Annotated in this window: 19 protein-coding genes and 1 riboswitch; of the genes, 6 read left to right on the plus strand and 13 right to left on the minus strand. The window is 71.6% G+C overall.

What is annotated here, in order from left to right; genetic code table 11:
- Positions 1–16 precede the first annotated feature (16 nt).
- The 5 genes from ABXS86_RS05760 to ABXS86_RS05780 all read right to left on the minus strand — a co-directional run bounded on the left by ABXS86_RS05760 (position 17) and on the right by ABXS86_RS05780 (position 5187).
- Positions 17–1087 carry a spore photoproduct lyase family protein gene (locus ABXS86_RS05760; RefSeq protein WP_307209884.1) on the minus strand — a complete coding sequence of 357 codons (1071 nt, stop codon included), beginning with the start codon at positions 1085–1087 and terminating at the stop codon, positions 17–19.
- Positions 1088–1096: 9 nt separating this feature from the next.
- On the minus strand, positions 1097–1921 hold the full coding sequence (locus ABXS86_RS05765; RefSeq protein ID WP_353665903.1) for a DNA-formamidopyrimidine glycosylase family protein: 825 nt from the start codon (positions 1919–1921) through the stop codon (positions 1097–1099).
- Between the two features lie 2 nt (positions 1922–1923).
- Complete coding sequence (locus tag ABXS86_RS05770; protein WP_353665904.1) at positions 1924–3414, minus strand: phytoene desaturase family protein; 1491 nt, start codon at positions 3412–3414, stop codon at positions 1924–1926.
- On the minus strand, positions 3411–3914 hold the full coding sequence (locus tag ABXS86_RS05775; protein WP_353665905.1) for an SRPBCC family protein: 504 nt from the start codon (positions 3912–3914) through the stop codon (positions 3411–3413). Before ABXS86_RS05775 ends, ABXS86_RS05770 begins: the two co-directional genes overlap by 4 nt.
- Before the next feature lie 115 nt (positions 3915–4029).
- Positions 4030–5187, minus strand: a complete 1158-nt coding sequence (locus ABXS86_RS05780) for a sensor histidine kinase (RefSeq protein ID WP_307209876.1) — start codon at positions 5185–5187, stop codon at positions 4030–4032.
- Positions 5188–5316: 129 nt separating this feature from the next.
- Here ABXS86_RS05780 and ABXS86_RS05785 point away from each other — a divergent pair, with 129 nt between their 5' ends.
- The gene (locus tag ABXS86_RS05785) at positions 5317–5628 is read left to right on the plus strand and encodes a hypothetical protein (RefSeq protein ID WP_353665906.1); all 312 of its coding nucleotides are present in this window, start codon (positions 5317–5319) and stop codon (positions 5626–5628) included.
- 67 nt (positions 5629–5695) lie between these two features.
- Here ABXS86_RS05785 and ABXS86_RS05790 read toward each other — a convergent pair whose 3' ends face one another.
- From ABXS86_RS05790 to ABXS86_RS05810, 5 genes are all read right to left on the minus strand, one after another.
- Positions 5696–6931 carry a hypothetical protein gene (locus ABXS86_RS05790; protein WP_307209872.1) on the minus strand — a complete coding sequence of 412 codons (1236 nt, stop codon included), beginning with the start codon at positions 6929–6931 and terminating at the stop codon, positions 5696–5698.
- 208 nt (positions 6932–7139) lie between these two features.
- Positions 7140–7463, minus strand: coding sequence for a DMT family transporter (locus ABXS86_RS05795; protein ID WP_353665907.1), 324 nt, complete (start codon positions 7461–7463; stop codon positions 7140–7142).
- Positions 7464–7473: 10 nt separating this feature from the next.
- Positions 7474–7538, minus strand: a riboswitch (guanidine-III (ykkC-III) riboswitch).
- A gap of 186 nt (positions 7539–7724) precedes the next feature.
- Positions 7725–8585 carry a CPBP family intramembrane glutamic endopeptidase gene (locus ABXS86_RS05800; protein WP_307209869.1) on the minus strand — a complete coding sequence of 287 codons (861 nt, stop codon included), beginning with the start codon at positions 8583–8585 and terminating at the stop codon, positions 7725–7727.
- Positions 8582–9307 carry a tRNA (guanosine(46)-N7)-methyltransferase TrmB gene (trmB, locus tag ABXS86_RS05805; RefSeq protein ID WP_353665908.1) on the minus strand — a complete coding sequence of 242 codons (726 nt, stop codon included), beginning with the start codon at positions 9305–9307 and terminating at the stop codon, positions 8582–8584. Before trmB ends, ABXS86_RS05800 begins: the two co-directional genes overlap by 4 nt.
- Positions 9308–9366: 59 nt before the next feature.
- The gene (locus ABXS86_RS05810; protein ID WP_144828668.1) at positions 9367–10200 is read right to left on the minus strand and encodes a DUF3097 domain-containing protein; all 834 of its coding nucleotides are present in this window, start codon (positions 10198–10200) and stop codon (positions 9367–9369) included.
- Between the two features lie 123 nt (positions 10201–10323).
- On the opposite strand from ABXS86_RS05810, the gene ABXS86_RS05815 reads away from it, so the two are divergent.
- From ABXS86_RS05815 to ABXS86_RS05830, 4 genes are all read left to right on the plus strand, one after another.
- Positions 10324–12429 carry a TPM domain-containing protein gene (locus ABXS86_RS05815; protein WP_353665909.1) on the plus strand — a complete coding sequence of 702 codons (2106 nt, stop codon included), beginning with the start codon at positions 10324–10326 and terminating at the stop codon, positions 12427–12429.
- A 93-nt stretch (positions 12430–12522) separates the two neighbouring features.
- Positions 12523–13278, plus strand: a complete 756-nt coding sequence (locus ABXS86_RS05820) for a PspA/IM30 family protein (RefSeq protein ID WP_144828671.1) — start codon at positions 12523–12525, stop codon at positions 13276–13278.
- Between the two features lie 71 nt (positions 13279–13349).
- Positions 13350–14162 carry an arginase family protein gene (locus ABXS86_RS05825; protein WP_353665910.1) on the plus strand — a complete coding sequence of 271 codons (813 nt, stop codon included), beginning with the start codon at positions 13350–13352 and terminating at the stop codon, positions 14160–14162.
- Positions 14159–14614 carry a Fe-S oxidoreductase gene (locus tag ABXS86_RS05830; RefSeq protein ID WP_353665911.1) on the plus strand — a complete coding sequence of 152 codons (456 nt, stop codon included), beginning with the start codon at positions 14159–14161 and terminating at the stop codon, positions 14612–14614. Before ABXS86_RS05825 ends, ABXS86_RS05830 begins: the two co-directional genes overlap by 4 nt.
- Before the next feature lie 1357 nt (positions 14615–15971).
- Here ABXS86_RS05830 and ABXS86_RS05835 read toward each other — a convergent pair.
- From ABXS86_RS05835 to ABXS86_RS05845, 3 genes are all read right to left on the minus strand, one after another.
- A complete protein-coding gene (locus tag ABXS86_RS05835; protein WP_353665912.1) occupies positions 15972–16436 on the minus strand; it encodes an SIP domain-containing protein in 465 nt (154 codons plus the stop codon).
- Between the two features lie 69 nt (positions 16437–16505).
- Positions 16506–17219, minus strand: coding sequence for a tyrosine-protein phosphatase (locus ABXS86_RS05840; RefSeq protein WP_353665913.1), 714 nt, complete (start codon positions 17217–17219; stop codon positions 16506–16508).
- On the minus strand, positions 17216–17722 hold the full coding sequence (locus ABXS86_RS05845; RefSeq protein WP_307209853.1) for a carboxymuconolactone decarboxylase family protein: 507 nt from the start codon (positions 17720–17722) through the stop codon (positions 17216–17218). The genes ABXS86_RS05840 and ABXS86_RS05845 overlap by 4 nt, the downstream gene beginning before the upstream one ends.
- 143 nt (positions 17723–17865) lie before the next feature.
- On the opposite strand from ABXS86_RS05845, the gene ABXS86_RS05850 reads away from it, so the two are divergent.
- Entirely contained in the window at positions 17866–18786 is a 921-nt protein-coding gene (locus ABXS86_RS05850) for an alpha/beta fold hydrolase (protein ID WP_353665914.1), read from the plus strand.
- Positions 18787–18948: the final 162 nt, after the last annotated feature.

Raw genomic sequence — 18948 nt, forward strand, 5'->3', positions numbered from 1 at the left:
GCGCCTCAACGCGTCGTCAGAAGGCGTAGCGCACCGGACAGTACGGGAGTTTGCGGGCCACCAGCTCCGTCAGCGCGGCGACGCTCTGCGCCTTCAGCGGGTGGCGATAGCGCACGTTCGTCGCGCCGTTCTGCGACACCTTCTCTTCTTGGACCTCGGGCGTCCACAGCAGGTCTTCGCCCTTCGGGTGCCACCCGAGGTTGACCTCGTGAAGCGCCTCGTTGTGCGTGAGGAAGATGATCTCGCACGCGAGCTGCGCCTTGGCGCGCGCGTGCAGCGCCGCGTCGAGCTCGTCGAACAGCTGCGCCCAGTCGGCGAGCCAGGTGGGCGTGAGAATGACGGGCGAGAAGTTGACGTGCACCTCGAAGCCCGCGTCGACGAAATCGTTGATCGCGGCGATGCGCTCCGAAATGGGCGTGGTCCGCAGGTCGGTGACGCGGGCCGTGCCGGCCGGCATGAGCGAGAACCGCACGCGGGTGCGACCCGCGGGATCCCAGTCGAGAAGATCGCGATTGACGAACTTCGTCGCGAACGACGCCTTCGCCGTCGGCATCATGCGGAACAGGTCGCACACGTCGCGGACGTTCTCGCTGATCATCGCGTCGACCGAGCAATCGCCGTTCTCACCGATGTCGTACACCCACGCGTCGGGGTCGCACTGGTTCGGCTCGGTCTTGGCCCCGCGCGCCGCCACATGGCGCGCGAGGTGGCGCGAGATCTGCTCGACGTTGGCGAACACCGTGATCGGGTTGCTGTAGCCCTTGCGTCGCGGAACGTAGCAATAGCTGCAGGCCATCGCGCACCCGTTCGAGAGCGACGGCGCGATGAAGTCCGCCGAGCGGCCGTTCACCCGCGTGACGACGCTCTTCTTGACCCCGAGCACGAGCGCCTCGGTCTTGATGCGCACCCACCGGGCGACGTTGGTCTCGTCGCCGTGCACTTCGGGGATCTGCCAGTGCGAGGCGATCGGCACGACGTCGGCCTCGGGCCAGCGCGCCACGATCTCGCGCCCGCGTTCGAGCTCGAGAGCGGCGTCTTCGGCGTAGATGCGGGTGACCCGCAACAGGTTCTCGCGTTCGACGGCCATGGTTCCGTTCTACCCGCGACCTCCGACATCGGCCCCCTCGGGCACCGACTGGCACCGCGGACACCACCACGTGCGACGCTGCTCGGGATCGTCTACCACCTCATCGCGCACACGCACGCGCGTGCCGCAGCGCAGGCAGGGCCGCCCGGCTCGTCCAACCACCCAGTGGGAGGAGCCCTTGCGCGCGTTCCCCGTGGTCACCTGATACATCCCGGGAACCGTCGCCGAGACGCGCAGGCACCGCGCCGCCAGCTCCACGAGGGCGTCGAGGTCGGTCGCCCCGATGGGTGCGAAGGGGTGGATGCCGCGGAGGAAGGCAAGCTCGTTCACCCACAGGTTGCCGAGGCCGGCGATCAGCGACTGGTCGAGCAGCGCCGCGACGAAGGGCCGCGACGGATGCACCGACAGGCGCCGCACGGCTTCGGCGGCGTCCCAGTCGTCGCGCAGTGGATCCGGCCCGAGGAAGCCGACGACGTCGACCTCGCGGCCCGTGGGCACCAGGTCGACCACGGGGAGATCGAGGCCCCACACCTCGCGCCCGTCGTCGAGGCGGAACCGCACGCGCGCCTTCTCGCGCACCGCGGTCGGCAGTGTCCGGCCCGCGCGAGTGATGGTCCAGCTCCCCTGCATCCGCAGGTGGGTGTGCAGCGTCGACCCGTCGTCGAACCGCGTCAGCAGGTGCTTCCCGTGGGTGTCGTGGTTCCGGATGCCGAGACCCGCCAGGCTCCAGCCCGCGGCGTTGCCCGAACGGAGCTCGCCGTCGGCGATGCGCGCTCCCCGGGTGGCCGCGTCGAGACGTCGGCGCAGCCGGAAGACGCTGTCGCCCTCGGGCACGGCTACGACGCCGAGGAGGTCGCCGCGTGCAGCTGGTCGTCGCGCGGAGCGAGGTCGGGACGCAGGCGCGTGCCGAACTCGTGGCGCAGGGCGCTCAACGCCGCGTGCCATCCGGCCAGACCGTGGACGCCCGGGCCGGGGCTGGTCGACGACGAGCACAGGTAGACGCCCTTCATCGGGGTGCGCCACGGGTCGGGGCTGTAGATCGGACGCCCGAGCAACTGCGTCAGGTTCGGAGCGCCGGCCGAGATGTCACCGCCGGGGAAGTTGGGGTTCCACGCCTGGATGTCGGTCGCGGTGCGCGACGAACACGCCAGCACCGTGTCGCGGAAACCGGGGGCGAAGCGCTCGATCTGGCGGACGACCGCCTCTTGCCGATCGGCCGGGCTTCCCGACGGCACGTGCGTGTAGGCCCAGAGCACGTGCTTGCCCTCCGGCGCCCGGGTGGGGTCGAACAGCGTGGGCTGAGCGGCCAGCACGTAGGGCGCGTCGGGCAGATCGCCGCGGGCGACGGCGTTCTCGGCCGCCGCGATCTCGGCGCGCGTGCCGCCGATGTGGATCGTCCCCGCGCGGGCGACGTCGGGCTGGGCCCACGGCACCGGATCCGAGAGGGCGAAGTCGACCTTGGCCACCCCGCCGCCGTAGCGGAAGCGCTCCAACTGACGGCGGTACAGCTCCGGCATCCGCTCCCCCGCCATCTTCACCAGTGCACGCGGAGTGGTGTCGAGCAGCACCGCACGCGAGGGCGGGAGTTCGTCGAGCGAGGTGACCTCGACACCGGCGTGCAGCATTCCGCCATGCGCGCGGATGTCGGCGATCATGGCATCCGCGATCGACTGACTGCCGCCCACGGGGATCGGCCAGCCTCGTCCGTGCCCGTACGTCGCGAGCACCAGGCCGGCCCCACCCGCCGCAAGACTCGGCTGGTGCAGGATCGTGTGTGCCGAGACGCCGGTGATCATGCTGGGCACGACGTCGTCGCGGAACCTCGCGTTCCACCACGGGCCGCCCTGCTCGAGAGCGCGCAGGCCGAAGAACACGGCCGCGAGCGGGTCGCCCGGAATGCGCAGCAGCGCGTTGCCGGTGAAGTCGGCGACCCCGCGGAGGTGCTCGACCAGAGGGCGCATGAGGCGTTCGTAGGCGGGGCCGTCGACGCCCAGCCCCTCGGCCGCCCGGGCCAGGTCGCGGTAGGCGAGGCCCGCGCGCCCGCCGTCGAGCGGGTGCGCGTACGACACCTCCGGAACGATCAGCGGCACGCGGCGCTCGAGGCCGAACTCGCGGAAGAACCACGACTCCAGGGCCAGCGGGTGCACGGCCGACCCGACGTCGTGGCGGAATCCGGGGAGGGTGAGCTCGGCCGTCGACGCCGCTCCCCCGAAGGTCTCGGCCCGCTCGTACACAGCGACCGACAGGCCCGCCCGGGCCAGGGTGACCGCCGCAGCCAACCCGTTGGGGCCCGACCCGACGACGACGGCGTCGTAGCTCTCGCTCATCGCTGGATCGACTCCCTCTCGGCCGTGGATTCGAAGCCCGCCGCCGCAGCGCCACCCGTCGTTCCGGGTGCGCCGCCCTCGGCGAGATAGGCGAGCCGGTGCAGCGTCTCGGCGTTGCGGTAGCGCGTGATCGCATCGAACACGGTGTCGGGCAGAAGCGTCGTCGGGCCGGTCACCGGCTCCTCCTGGATGCGGACGACGCACGCATCGCCCCGCGCCTTCACGTCGATCGCGACGCGCGCGACCCCGATCGGTCCGCCGTGCGGCTCGAGGACCGCGCGGCGCGGTGGGTCCCACTCGCGCATCACGGTCGTGTCGTTCACCACGAGTGGCCACGACCCGAACGAGTGGTGCAGGGTCGCCCCCTCGGCGGGCCACTGCTCCGAGACGTCGCGCATGCGGGAGGTCCCGACCACCCACAGCGGGTACAACCAACCGTTCGCTAAGACGCGGAACACGTCGTCGGGTGTGCAGCGCAGCAGGCGCACGTTGCGGGCCATGGGTCGCTCCTCCTCGTCGACGGGGGCGGGCTCGCGCCCGGCACGGCCTACGCTACGGCCCCGTCCGCTCTCGTGGCACGGAGGTTGCGCCCCGGCGCGTCGCGGGATATCGGGCTCAGGCGGCCGCGGGCAGCACGAACCAGGCGCGCGTGCCGCCGGCGGGAGACTCGTCGAGGCCGATCGACCCGTGGTGCGCCTCGACGATGCGCCGGCACGTGGCCAGACCGATGCCGATGCCCTGCACCTCGGCGCCGTGACCGCGCTGCATCGGTTCGAACACCCGCTCGCGCTGGTCTTCGGAGACCGCGTCGCCGTTGTCGTCGACGTTCACGCGCCAGCCGTCGGGAAGGGTCTCGACGCTGATCACGATGCGCGGGACCCGGTCTGCGGCGACGGTGAACTTCACGGCATTGGCGATGAGGTTCTGCAGCAGCACGCGCAGCAGGGTGTCGTCGGCGCGGACCTGCGTCGACGTGTCGACCGTCACCTCGGCCCCGGCGCTCACGACGGCGCCGTCGAGGTCTTCGAGCACGGCGTCGACCGTCTCGGCGACGTCGACCTGGGTGATGTGCGGTCGCGCCCCGCCCATCCGCGCGAAGTCGAGGAGGTCGGTCACCATCGACGTCATGCGCCCGGCGGCGGCCTCCGCGCGCGCGAGCGACTGCGCCGCGCGCGGGGCGTCGACCATCTCGGGGCTGTCGGCGGCGAGCTCGAGGAAGCCGGCCAGAGCCGTCAGGGGGTTGCGCAGATCGTGACTGACCTGCACCGCGAAGTGCTCGAGTTGCTCGTTCGACTCGATGAGATCGCGCTGCACCCGCCGCAGTTCGAGGACGTCGATCACCTGGTGGGCGAGCAGATCGAGGGCCCGACTACTGGCATCCGACAGCTCTCCGACCTCGGTATCGAAGACGCACAGCGTGCCGATGGCCACCCCGGCCGGCGTGATGAGCGGGCTCGAGGCGTAGAAGCGCGTGAACGCGATCTCGCCGGTGACGAAGGCGTTCTGGGCGAAGCGGGCATCGAGTCGGGCATCGGGGACGACAACGCGACCGGGGGTGCTGATGACCGCCGCGCACATCGAGTCTTCCCGCGCGCACGACGCGGCCTGGATGCCGACGGCCGCGACCTGGTGCTGCATGCGGTCGTCGATGATGTTGATGACCGCCGTCGGCACTCCGCACACGGTCGCGGCGAGCTCGACGAGACCCTGCAGGTCGGGTTCGGAGGGTTCGCCGACGAGGCGGTACTGCGCGATCGCCTCACGCCTGCTCACATCGTGTGCCGTGGACACGTCGTTCCCCCGATCTGGTTCCCGGGAAAGCCTACTGGTCGGCGGTTACACCGCGGCCGTCCGAAGCGAAAGGGGCTCGCGCCATCGTCTCGCAGCGCCGAGAGTCGGGGCATGAGCACTCCGTCCTTCCCCCAGACCCCGTCCGAGCCCACGCCGCCGAACCCGTCGGAGCCGCTCGCCCCGACGCCGTCGGAACCGACCGTCCCCTCCCCGGCCGAGCCGGATCCGGCACCGAGCGCGGAGACGTCGTCACCGGCTGCCGCGGCCTCGGCGGGCCGCGACGGCGGAGCGACCGATGACTCCGAACCCGGCGCTTTCGCCACCGACGACGCCGACGCCGTGGGATCGGCCGAGATGGACGCCGACAACGCCGTCGAGCAGGACATGATCGACGCGGTGGACCCGGGCGGGCGCCCCGACTGATCGATCCTCGACGCGAAAAAGGGCGGTGCCTTTCGGCATCGCCCTTTTTCGTCCGCTCAGATGAGGATCACGGGTTGCCGCGGGTCCACAGCAGCAGGATCGCCACGGCCTGCAGCACGAGGCATCCGACCAGGATCGCCGTGCGGCGGCGCGGCGTCGACGACCACCGCTCGTCTCCCAGCAGCGGCGCCATCGGCATGAGCAGACGGAACGTGCTCTGCTGCGGGAGGAACACCGCGAAGATGTAGACGGCGTAGCTGAAGCCGTAGGTGACGACCATCAGGCCGAGCTTGCGCACCGGCCGCGACCACATGAGCGCCGCGAACGCGACGAGCAGGGCGATCACGAGCACGATGCCCACGAAGCCGAGGTGCGTTCCCGCCTGGCGGAACCACGGCGTGAACGGCGTGAACTCGTCGTTACCGACGTAGTCGAGCCACCAGCCGAGCTCGGTGCGGATGTAGGCGTTGTGGGTGCCTGTGACGTACTGCGCGATGTGGTTCCACGACAGACCCGCCACGGCGATCACGAGACCCGACGCCATGAGCGAGGCCCACTCGCGCACCGGGAACGGATCGACCTTGCGACGGAAGAACCGCACGAGGAAGACGATGCCCAGCGCGAGACCCAGGGCGAGCACGCCCGGCCGCGTGTACGCGGTGATGAGCCCGATCGGCAGGATCCACAGGTAGCGCCGCTTGATGGCGAGCAGCATGCCCGCGAACATCAGCAGCATGAACAGGCCCTCGCTGTACCCGATGACGAAGAGGAACGACATCGGGGCGAAGGAGAAGAACACCAGAGCCCACCAGGCGGCCTGCGGCTTGGTGACCGTGCGCATCAGCACGAACAGCAGCCACGTGGCGCCGAGGCTCGCGCCCAGGCTCATCATCACCGACACCGGCTGCCACCCGAGACCGGTGGCGCCGGAGATCACGCGGATCATGGTCGGCCAGACGGGGAGGAACGCCCAGTTGTTCGGGAGGATGTCGCCCGAGACATTCATGGGCAGCGACATCGGGTAGCCCTGGGCGGCGATCTGGCCGTAGCGGTCGGCGTCCCACCCGGTGAGGTAGTCCCAGAAGGTGCCGAGGCGCTCGCTGTCGGGCCCGAAGCCCCAGCGTGCGGCCTTGGCGATCGAGTAGAAGCCCCACAGCATGCCGAAGTTGACGACGCGGGCGATGGCCCAGAGGATCAGCACCTTGGTGAAGGCACCGCGCTCGATCGGGACGACGCCCTCGGGCTTGCGCATGACGTCGCGTCCGTACTGGACGAGGGCACGACCGAGGCGCGAATCGCGCACTCGATCGAGGCGGCGCTGTCGCCCGATGACGGGTGACGGGCGTGTCGCGGGGGCAAGCTCGCTCGGCGGTGCGCTCACTCGGAACCTTTCACAGGGGAAGACATGGGCGAGTGACGACGGTGTCTGGCCCGGACAAGTGCAATTGGGTCGGATCGTACCGGATGAAACCGAACGTTCCCTCCGGTTGACTTTCCGCGAAATGCCCTGATCAGTGGGTGTCGCCCACGAGCTTCAGACCGATCACGCACCCCACCAGACCGAGCACCAGCAGCACCTTCACCACCGAGACCGCCTCCGTGCCGCCGATCATCGCCACCACGACGGTGAGAGCTGCGCCGATGCCCACCCAGACCGCGTACGCGGTGCCGGTCGGGATCTCGCGCATCGCGAAGGCGAGACCGCCCATGGATGCCACGAGGGCGACGCCGAAGATCACGCTCGGCCAGAGCTTGGTGAGGCCCTCCGAGCGCCCCAGGGCGGTCGCCCAGACGGCCTCGAGGATTCCGGACAGGATGAGGACGATCCACGACATGACGGTGCTCCTTGGCCAGTCTTGTCGCAGTCCGGGTACTGATCCGTCGTCCGGGGACGCGGGTCGGCGTCCGTCTCCCAGGGTAGCGAGCCGACCTGGGCAGGACCCGGGCACCGCGGCATCCGCCCCTCCGGCCACGCATAAACGCTTCCCACGCGCATAAACGCGCTGTGCTCGCGTTTATGCGCGCCGATCGCGTTTATGCATGTCACGGCGACGCGACCTCGACCGGACGAAGCGGCCGGGTGCCGGCATCCGTGATCAGATCAGGAAGATGGATGCCGAATCCGGGTTGTGCGCGTGCACGAGGACCCCGAAGACGACCGCGTCGAACAGCAGATGCACGGTCACCACGTACCAGAGCGAGCGGGTCTTCAAGAAGAGGAAGCCCTGCACGATCGCGAACGGGATCGTGAGCAGCGGGCCCCACGCCTGGTAGCCGAGCTCCCACAGGAACGACACGAACACGACAGCCTGCAGCAGATTCGCCGTCAGGTCGGGGAAGTGCCGGCGCAGCAGCACGAAGACCGTGCAGATGAAGAAGAGCTCGTCCCAGATGCCCACCGCGCCGACCCCGACGAACAGGCGGGCGATGAGGTCGCCCGTGACCACCTCGGGCCAGTTGCGATAGACGCCCGAGGTGATGAAGTAGAACGGCAGGATCAAGTAGCCGAGCACGATCACTCCGCCGAGCCAGGCCCACTGCCACCAGGTCCAGCGGCCTCCCCCGCGCCACGGGAAGCGGATCGCGTAATCGCGGTAGACGAAGCGCGAGATCACGTACGGCACGACGACGGCCCCGCCGAGGGCGAGGGTGAAGCGCACGAAGGCAGCGTTGTCGAGCTCGGCGTGCAGCGGGATCAGGCTGACGATGAACTGACCGATCGCGATGAGCGACACATCGCGGGCGATGCTCGGCTCCTCACCGCGGGCGAGGGCGACGCCGCCCAGGCGATCGACGAGCACGGCGGATGCCACGGCGAGGGCGAGCAGGATCCACCCGAGCCACACGATCTGCACGACGAAGAGCGCGGGGGCGGCGAGGCACACCGCGAGCGCCGGGATCAGCTTGGGCGTCCACGTCGAACGCTCGCGGACCGGCACCGCGGTGTGCGCGGTCACGGCGAGACCCGCGTGTAGGTGAGGTCGCGGATGTCGCGGCCGACGCGCAGACCCTTCTGCTCGAAGGCGGTGAGCACGCGCCCCTCGAACCGCTCGGCCCACTCCCCGTCGAACGCCCGCTCGAAACCGGGGGCGTCGTCGAGCACGTCGCGCATCTGGTCGGCGTAGTCCTGCCAGTCGGTCGCGAGGCGCAAAGTGCCGCCCGGGCGGATCGCCTGCGCGGCGATGCGCGCGAAATCGGGGGCGACGAGGCGCCGCTTGGTGTGCTTGTTCTTGTGCCACGGGTCGGGGAAGAACACCCACAGCTCGTCGACGGACGCCGCGGGCAGCAGGTGCTCGAGAGCCTCCGGCGCGTTGGCCTCGACCAGGCGGAGGTTCTTCACGCCCCCGCGGTCGGCGTCGAGCATGGTGCGGGCCAGCCCCGCGGTGAACACCTCGACGGCGAGGAAGTCCGTGTCCGGATGGGCAGCGGCGGCGGAGACGATCTGATGGCCCTGGCCGGAGCCGATCTCGACGACCAGGCGGGCCGTGCGGCCGTAGACCGCGGCGGGGTCGACGGCGGTGCCCGGCTTGACGCTGGTCTCGGCGGCTGCGCGCTCCACCGGCAGCAGGTAGAACGGCGAGAGCTCGGCCCAGGCGCGATCCTGCGCCTCCGACATGCGGCCGCTGCGCCGCACGAACGACACCGGCTTGTCGCGGAAGACAGGGGCGGCGGTGTTCATGCCGTCCAGGCTAGAGGGGCGGTCGCCGGGAATGTGCCGAACGGGCACCTTGCGGCCGCTCACGGGACGGTCACGAAGTCGATGAGTTCCTCGACGCGGCCGAGCAGGGCCGGCTCGAGGTCGCGGAATGTGGTGACCTTCGACAGGATGTGCTGCCACGCGCGGGCGGTGTCGGCCTGCTCCTCGGCGGGCCAGCCCAGGGCGCGGCAGACGCCCACCTTCCACTCGATGCCGCGCGGCACCTCGGGCCACGCGGCGATGCCGAGGGCGCGGGGCGTGACGCACTGCCACACGTCGACGAAGGGGTGGCCGACGATGCGCACGTGCGCGCCGTGGCGGCCGCGGGCGATCTTCTCGGCGATGCGCGACTCCTTGGAGTTCGGCACGAGGTGGTCGACGAGCACGCCGTACCGGCGCTCGGCGGTGGGCGGCTCGGCGTCGAGCTTCTCTTCGAGCAGGTCGACGCCCTCGAGGAACTCCACGACCACGCCCTCGGCGCGCAGGTCGGCGCCCCACACCTTCTCGACGAGTTCGGCGTCGTGCTTGCCCTCGACGAAGATGCGGCTCGCGCGGGCGGTGCGCGCGCGCTGGTCGGCCGCGGCGAACGAGCCGGAGGCCGTGCGCGTGCGCCCCTTCGGCGCGGCCGCGGGTGCCTTCAGCACCACGGGCTTGCCGTCGACGAGGAAGCCCCCGCCGAGCGGGAACAGCCGGCGCTTGCCGAAGCGGTCCTCGAGCTCGACGTTCATGCCGTCGATGCGGGTCACCGCCCCGACGAAGTCACTGCCGGCGACCTCGACGACGAGATCGGCGGATGCCGCGACCTCGGCGGGCGTGATGCGTCCGGCGTCGCGCCACCCGCGGGCGAGCACGTCGGTGCCGTAACGGTCGTCCATGGTGTACCTCCGAGCGTTCGAGCCTAGGCGGCGCCCGCGTGCGCTCACAGCGGACGCGCCGCTCCTTCCCCGGTGTCGGCGGTCGTTTGTAGGGTGGAACCTCCGGCCGCCGAAGGGGGATGCATGCGAAAGCCGATGCTGGCTCGTGCGATCTGCGTCGTGATGCTCGCGCTCATCGGCGTGATCGCGGCGCCGCTGAGCGCCTCGGCCGTGCCGCCGCCGTCGCTGGGGTCGAGCTTCGTGCTCGACGACGTCAACGCGCTCACCGACGCCCAGGAGGCCGAGGTGCAGGCGAAACTGCTCGCCCTGTCCGACCAGACGGGTCTCGACATGTGGGTCGTCTACGTCGATTCCTTCACCAATCCCACCAGCGCGGCCGACTGGGCGAACGAGGCCGCCAACCGCAACAACCTCGGCCCCCACCAGTACCTCCTGGCGATCGCGATCCAGGGCGACACCTTCGAGTACTACCTCTCCGGCGACGTCGACGGCGGGGAGCTCTCCGCCGACCAGCTCGCCTCGATCGAGCAGGACCGCGTGCAACCGGCGCTCGAGGCCGGCGACGACGCCGGTGCCGCGATCGCCGCGGCCGACGGCATCCGCACCGCCCACGCGCAGGCCGGGGGCAACAAGCCCGCTCCCCCGCCGACCCCCGCGACCCAGAACGGCCCCGCCATCGTTCCCGTCGTGCTGGTGGGCGTGCTGCTGCTCGCCATCGCGGGCGGTCTCATCTTCTTCGCGGTGCGACGACGACGCGCCGCCGCGCAGGGCGGATCGACCGCCGCCCCGGCCGAGAGCGTCGACGAGCTGCGCCGCCGCGCCGGGTCGGCCCTGGTCGCCACCGACGACGCGGTCAAGACGAGCGAGCAGGAGCTCGGATTCGCGCGCGCCCAGTTCGGCGACGAGGCCGCCGCCCCCTTCACCGACGTGCTCGCACAGGCCAAAGCCGATCTCGACCGGGCGTTCTCGATCCAGCAGCAGCTCGACGACAGCACCCCCGAGACCCCCGAGCAGCAGCGCGCGGGCTACGCCGAGATCCTGCGCCTGTGCACCTCGGCCGACGAGGCTCTCGACGCCAAGGCCGCGGCGTTCGACGAGCTGCGCGCCCTCGAGGCCGACGCCCCCGCCGCCCTGGCCGCCGCCCGGGAGCGACGCACCGCCGCCGAGCATGCTCTGAGTGCCGCCGACGCCGAGAGCACGCGGCTCGCGACCCTCTTCACCGACGAGGCACTCGCGCCCGTCACCGACAACCCGGCGCAGGCGCGGGCGCGGATCGCCCTGGCGACCGAGCAGGAGGGCGCGGCCGATGCCGCCCTCGCCGCCGGGCGCACCGGCGAGGCCGCGGTGGCGATCCGGGCGGCCCAAGCGGCGATCGCTCAGGCCGAGACCCTCGAACGAGCGATCACGACGCTCGGCACCGACCTCGCCGCGGCCCAGCAGACCGCGGCTTCCCTTCGGGCCGAGGTCGAGGGCGACCTCGCCGCCGCCGCGGCGCTCCCCGACACCGACGGTCGCATCGCCCAGGCCATCGCCTCCACGCGGGCCCAACTCGATGCCGCGCGTGCCGCCGCGAGCGGTACCCGCACCGATCCCCTCCGCGCCGTGCAGGCCCTCCAGCAGGCGAACGGCACCATCGACGCGGTGCTCGACGCCGCTCGCGACGAGGCCGAACGTCGTCGCCGCGCCGAGTCGCAGCTCGAGGCCACGCTGACGCAGGCGCGTGCCCAGGTGCGCGCCACCGAGGACTTCATCGCCGCGCGCCGCGGTGCCGTCGGACCGACCGCGCGCACGCGCCTGGCCGAGGCGGGCGCGGCGCTCGTGCAGGCCGAGCAGATGCGACAGACCGACCCCGTCACGGCACTGGCCGCCGCGCAGCGCGCGGCGCAGTTGGCGGGCGAAGCGGGATCGCTCGCTCAGAACGACGTGGGCGCCTTCGGCGGCTCGGGGGGCCTCGGCGGCGGAGGCGGAGGCGACCTGATGGGCGCCATCCTCGGCGGCATCGCCGTCAACTCGGTGCTGGGCGGCGGCCGCCGCGGCGGCTTCGGCGGAGGTGGCCTCGGCGGCGTTCTCGGCGGACTGGGCGGAGGCTTCTCCGGCTCGGGGCGCTCGAGCGGCGGCGGCTTCGGCGGAGGGTTCTCCGGCGGCGGTCGCTCCCGCAGCGGCGGGGGCGGCGGGTTCTCCGGCGGGGGTCGCAATCGCGCCGGGGGCGGACGAGGAGGACGCCGCTGATCCACCCCCTCGCGGAGCATCGCCCGATCACAGAGAATTCGTAGCAACCGCCACCAGACTCGACGTCGTCGCCTTCTGAAAGGAACACACCGCATGGCCAAGCAGTCCATCTTCGGTCGCATCTCGACCCTCGTCCGCGCGAACATCAACGCGCTCCTCGACCAGGCCGAGGACCCGCAGAAGATGCTCGACCAGCTCGTCCGCGACTACTCGAACTCGATCGCCGACGCCGAGTCGGCCATCGCCGAGACGATCGGCAACCTGCGTCTGCTCGAGCGCGACCACCAGGAGGACGTCCAGGCGGCCGCCGAATGGGGCAACAAGGCCCTCGCCGCCAGCCGCAAGGGCGACGAGCTGCGCGCGTCCGGCAACGCGAGTGAGGCCGACAAGTTCGACAACCTCGCCAAGATCGCGCTCCAGCGTCAGATCACCGCCGAGAGCGAGGCCAAGGCGGCCGAGCCGACCATCGCCTCGCAGACCGAGGTCGTCGACAAGCTCAAGGACGGCCTCAACGGCATGAAGGGCAAGCTCGAGCAGCTGCGGGGCAAGCGCAGCGAGCTGCTCGCCCGCGCCAAGGTCGCCGAGGCCCAGAACAAGGTGCACGACGCCGTCAAGTCGATCGACGTGCTCGACCCCACGAGCGAGCTCGGCCGTTTCGAAGACAAGATCCGCCGCGAAGAGGCCCTTGCCGCCGGCAAGCAGGAGCTCGCCGCCTCGAGCATCGACGCGCAGTTCAACGCGCTCGAAGACGTGGGCGAGCTCACCGAGGTCGAGGCGCGCCTGGCCGCGCTGAAGGTCGGCGGCCCCCAGCGCGCCGCGATCGACGCGCCGAGTCCCGACCAGGTCTGACAGACACGCGAGAGTGCATCGCCCGGACTCCGGGCGGTGCACTCTCGTCACACGTGCGAGGGAAGCCGCCCATGACCCGATTCATCGTCGCCCCGCAGTGGCAGGGCTCGTCGTCGTCCCGCGCGATGCAGCTGATCGACGGGGCCGAAGCCATCGCGGGCGACCTCCCTCGCGCCGCGACCACCCTGCTCGAGGCCCCGACCGAGGCCGGCGACGCACAGGGCTCGCGGATCCATCGCATGAGCGCTCTGGTGCGTATGCGGCAGCGCATCGAAGACGCCGTCCGCTCGGCCGACGAGACGGCGATCGTGGTCGGCGGTGACTGCGGCGTCGCCCTCGGGGCCGTCTCCGCCGTGGCCGGCGACGACCTCGCGGTCGTCTGGATCGACGCGCACCCCGACCTCAACACCCCCGACTCCTCCCCCAGCGGCGCCTTCACGGGCATGGTGCTGCGCGGCATCGTGGGCGAGGGCGAGCCGCTGCTGCGCCTCGAACCCGGGATCGACCCCGCGCGCCTCGTGCTGGTGGCCACGCGCGCGTGGGATCCCGAAGAAGAGGCCTTCGTCGCGGCGCACGGCATCACGGTCGTCTCCGCCGAGGAGCTCTCCTCCCCCGACTTCCTCGCCGACGCGGTCGCCGCGACCGGCGCGAGCCGCGTGCACGTGCACGTCGACCTCGACGCTCTCGACCCGGCCGAGATCGGCGGCGTCGCGCAGGCCGTTCCCTTCGGCGCCCGCACCGCCGACGTCGTGGCATCCATTCGTCGCCTGAAAGAGACGACGCTGCTCGCGGGAGCCACCCTGACGGAGTTCTCGCCCGCGTCGCCCGCCGTGGCCGTCGACGACCTGGGCACGATCCTGCGACTGATCGGAGCCCTCGCGTGAGCCCGATCCCCCGCCCACCCGCCGGATGGCGCGAGCGCGCCGACACGGCTGTGGCCCGCGGTCGCCGGTTCGACCGCTTCATCCCGGCGGCGTTGCTCGACTCCCGCGTCAGCCGGGTGGGCTACTGGTACGGCTGCACGGTCGGATGGGTGTGGGGCTCGATCTGGAGCACCGGACGCATCGAGAAGCGCCACGGGCTCTGGGTGTTCCGCGGGCTGCCGTCGTGGACGTTCCCCCGCGGCGGCGTGTGCGTGGGCGGATGCTTCCTCACCGGCGACGACCGCCCGAGCGACGCCGTGCTGGGCCACGAGGCCGTGCACAAGCGCCAGTGGCAGCGATACGGCTTCCTCATGCCGCTGCTCTACGGGCTGGCCGGGCGCGATCCCCTGCGCAACCGCTTCGAGATCGAGGCGGGACTCGCCGAGGGCAACTACGTGCCGCGCGGGAGTTGAGCGGCCGCGGCGACTTCGACTGGCTCAGCCACCTCGCGGTGCACAGGTCCCTGAGCTTGTCGAAGGGCCCGAGACCCGCAGTGGCCCGGTAGCTTCGACAGGCTCAGCCACCTCGCGCCGCACAGGTCCCTGAGCTTGTCGAAGGGCCCGAGACCCGCAGTGGCCCGGTGACTTCGACAGGCTCAGCCACCTCGCGCTGCACAGGTCCCTGAGCGTGCCGAAGGGCCCGGTACCCGCGGTGGCCCCGGTGGCTTCGACAGGCTCAGCCACCTCGCGGTGCGTAGGTCCCTGAGCGTGTCGAAGGGCCCGAGACCCGCGGTCGTCCCGGTGGCTTCGACAGGCTCAGCCACCTCGCGGTGCGTAGGTCCCTGAGCGTGTCGAAGGGCCCGGTACCCGTGGTTGTCCCAGTGGCTCCGACAGGCTCAGCCACCTCGCGCTGCGTAGGTCCCTGAGCGTGTCGAAGGGCCCGGTACCCGTGGTTGTCCCAGTGGCTCCGACAGGCTCAGCCACCTCGCGCTGCGTAGGTCCCTGAGCTTGTCGAAGGGCCCGGTACCCGCGGTGGCCCCGGTGACTTCGACAGGCTCAGCCACCTCGCGCCGCACAGGTCCCTGAGCTTGTCGAAGGGCCCGAGACCCGCAGTGGCCCGGTGACTTCGACAGGCTCAGCCACCTCGCGGTGCACAGGTCCCTGAGCTTGTCGAAAGGCCCGGTACCCGTGGTTGTCCCGGTGGCTTCGACAGGCTCAGCCACCTCGCGACGCACAGGTCCCTGAGCTTGTCGAAAGGCCCGGTACCCGTGGTTGTCCCGGTGGCTTCGACAGGCTCAGCCACCTCGCGACGCACAGGTCCCTGAGCGTGTCGAAGGGCCCGGTACCCGCGAAGGACCCGGTGGCTTCGACAGGCTCAGCCACCTCGCGCTGCGTAGGTCCCTGAGCGTGTCGAAGGGCCCGGTACCCGTGGTTGTCCCAGTGGCTTCGACAGGCTCAGCCACCTCGCGGTGCACAGGTCCCTGAGCTTGTCGAAGGGCCCGGTACCCGCGGTGGCCCCGGTGGCTTCGACAGGCTCAGCCACCTCGCGCGGCACAGGTCCCTGAGCTTGTCGAAGGGCCCGGTACCCGCGGTGGCCCCGGTGGCTTCGACAAGCTCAGCCACCTCGCGCTCCACAGGTCCCTGAGCTTGTCGAAGGGCCCGGTACCCGCGGTGGCCCCGGTGACTTCGACAAGCTCAGCCACCTCGCGCTCCACAGGTCCCTGAGCTTGTCGAAGGGCCCGGTACCCGCGGTGGCCCCGGTGACTTCGACAGGCTCAGCCACCTCGCGCGCCGCACGGGTCCCTGAGCGTGTCGAAGGCTCCGGTACCCGTCAGCGGGCGGTCGAGAGACCGAAGCGCTCGGGCGTGTGGATCGCCTGCGGGTCGACGCCGTGGCGCGCGACGAGTTCGTCGACGATCTCGGCCGTGCCCAGGTAGCCGCCGAGCAGCACGACGCGGGTGGCGTCGTCGTCGCAGCAGAGCATCTCTCCGGCCCAGCCCGACACCGCACGGGTGAGGGCCTCGCCCGGGGCGCAGCCGCGGCCGGTGCCGGGGGCGCCGCCGCGACGCGAGCGGTCGAGCCAGCTCAGCGTCATGCGGGCGGGGGCGGCCACGCGGCCGATCCACGACTCGTCGGGCACCTCGATGAACACGCGGCCGGTCGAGCAGATCGGCAGGGTCGCGAGCAGGGCCTCGAGTTCGGCGAGCGAGTTCTCGTCGGCGGTCACGAGGTGCTGAACACGGGTGTGCCGCGACGCGCGGCAGGCGGCGTCGTTGTGCTCGGTGGAGGTGGCCATGATGACCTCCACTATACCCGCAGTGAAGGGTTGCCTAACCTTGGTCTCGGCTGATGATCCACGCGTGGATCATGCCACCAGCACCTCGCGCAGCCGCTCGAGCTCGGCATCCGTCATGCCGTGGGCGCGGAGATAGCCCGTCGGTGACCCGAACTCGCGGTCGAGGCGATCGAGCAGAGCCCGCATGGCGCGGGCGGGCGAACGCGTGGCCAACTCGTCGGCGTGCACGTTGTCGGGGTGCAGGGCGCGGATCGCGGCGCGCACCCGCTCGGTGCGCGCGACCGGCAGCAGCTGCTCGGTGCGCGCGTAGTCGGCGATCACGGCCTCGCGGTCGACGCCCGCCGCGGCGAGCGCCACCCCGATCGTGACTCCCGTGCGGTCTTTGCCGACGGTGCAGTGCACGAGCACGGGCTGGGCGGTCAGGATGCCGCGCACCACCGCCACCACGCGGTCGGCCGAGTCGTCGACGATCGAGGAGTACAGCTCTTCGAGGCTGACGTCGCGTTCGAAGAACGACGCGACCGACCCCAGGAACAGCGGCTCGTGCTGCACCTCGACGGGGAGGTCGTCCAACCGGCTCGGATCGTTCGCGAGCTCGGCTTCATCGCGCAGATCGATGATGCGGCGGATGCCGAGGGCCCGGAGATCCGCGATGCCGGTGTCGTCGACCTGCACGAGGTTGCCCGAGCGGAAGAGCACCCCCGAGCGCGTGGTGCCGTCACCGGCGGGGAGTCCTCCGACGTCGCGGAAGTTCGAGGCCCCCGAGACCAGCGAGCCGGTCACGCCGTGCCGTCCGCGTGCACGTGCGGGGCGGCCGGGGCCGAGGGGCGCGGCGGCACGGGGTACCGACCGGCGATGGCGACGCGGTTGAAGGCGTTGATGGCCACCAGCACCCAGCTGAGCGCGACGTACTCCTGCTCGCTGAGGATGCCGCCCGCCTGGTCGTACACCTCGTCGGGGATGCCGTCTTCGTGGATGAAGGTGAACGACTCGGTCAGCTCCAGCGCGGCGCGCTCGCGCTCGTCGAAGACGCCCGACTCGCGCCAGGTGGCGATCTGCGCGATCACATCGGCGTCGAGCCCGGCGGCGACCGCGGCATCGACGTGCACGCGCACGCAGTAGGCGCAGCCGTTCAGCTGCGAGGCGTGGATCTGCACGATCTCGCGCATCCGCGCGTCGATGCCCGCCTCAGCGGCGAGGCGCCCGACGGTCGATGAGAACGAGCGCAGCGCCGCGTAGGCCTCGGGAGCCGATTTCGACAGGTGCACGCGCCGTTCTTCGCCCATGGCCACAGCCTACGGCGACCCCGCGGGGCCGGGGTATGGCGTTCGCCGAGTCCACGGCATCCGCTCACCCGGGGTGTCCCCCGCGGCGGTGCGGCCGCGCGACGGCGGTGGCGGCGGAGGCCGCACGGTGACAGGCTGGACGGATGCCCGAGCTCGACGAGTTCTCGTTCCTTCCCGCCCAGGCCGCCGATCTCGGCCGTGAGGTCGCCGCCGTCGAACGCGTCGACCTGACGCTCGCCGATGACCGCCGGCTCAGTGCCCTGCGGTGGGGCGACGCCGATCCCGTGGTCACGCTGCTGCACGGGGCGGGGCTCAACGCCCACACGTGGGACACGACGCTGCTGCACCTCGGCGTCCCCGCGCTCGCCCTCGACCTCCCGGGGCACGGCGACTCGTCGTGGCGCGACGACGCCGCGTACGTGGCGCGCGTGCTCGCCCCCGACGTGATCGCCGCCCTCGAGGCGTGGACGAGCGGTCCGCAGGTGCTGGTCGGGCATTCGCTGGGCGGTCTCACGGCCGCCGCGGTCGCCGCCGCGCGCCCCGATCTCGTGTCGCGTCTCGTGATCGTCGACATCACCCCCGGCGTCGACCCGAGCGCGGGACCCGCTCAGATCCGCGCCTTCTTCGCGGGCCCGACCGACTGGGCCTCGCGCGACGAGCTCGTCGAGCGCGCCCTGTCGTTCGGCCTCGGCGGCTCGCGCGAGGCGGCGGCGCGGGGCGTCTTCCTCAACTCGCGCGTGCGCCCCGACGGCCGGGTGGAGTGGAAGCACCACTTCGCGCACCTCGCCGCCGCCGCGGTGAACGCCGGAGCGGATCCTTCGACCCCCGACGCCGTGCGCGCGGTGCTCGCGAGCACGGGATGGGACGACCTCGAGGCCGTGCGCGCGCCCGTCACCCTCGTGCGCGGCGAGCGCGGGTTCGTCACGGCACCGGATGCCGAGGACTTCGCCCGGCGCGTGCCCGGGGCGAGCGTCGCGACCCTGTCGACCGGGCACAACGCCCAGGAGGAGGATCCGGCGGGCCTCGCGGAGCTCCTGCGCGCCGCGGTCGAGGCGGCACGCTGACTGCGACCCTCCGGTCGGCCGGGCCGCGCCCGCGCCGGTGGGCTCTGCGCCCCGCGTCACACGCCGTCGCGCACCGTCACAGACGACGGCAAGGGAATGCGGGTGAAAGTAGGCTGTTGCCACCCCTGCACGGCATCCACAGCACTCGGATGCCTTCGGCCT

This window comes from Microbacterium sp. che218, from assembly GCF_040436305.1.
GTDB classification, from domain to species: domain Bacteria; phylum Actinomycetota; class Actinomycetes; order Actinomycetales; family Microbacteriaceae; genus Microbacterium; species Microbacterium algihabitans.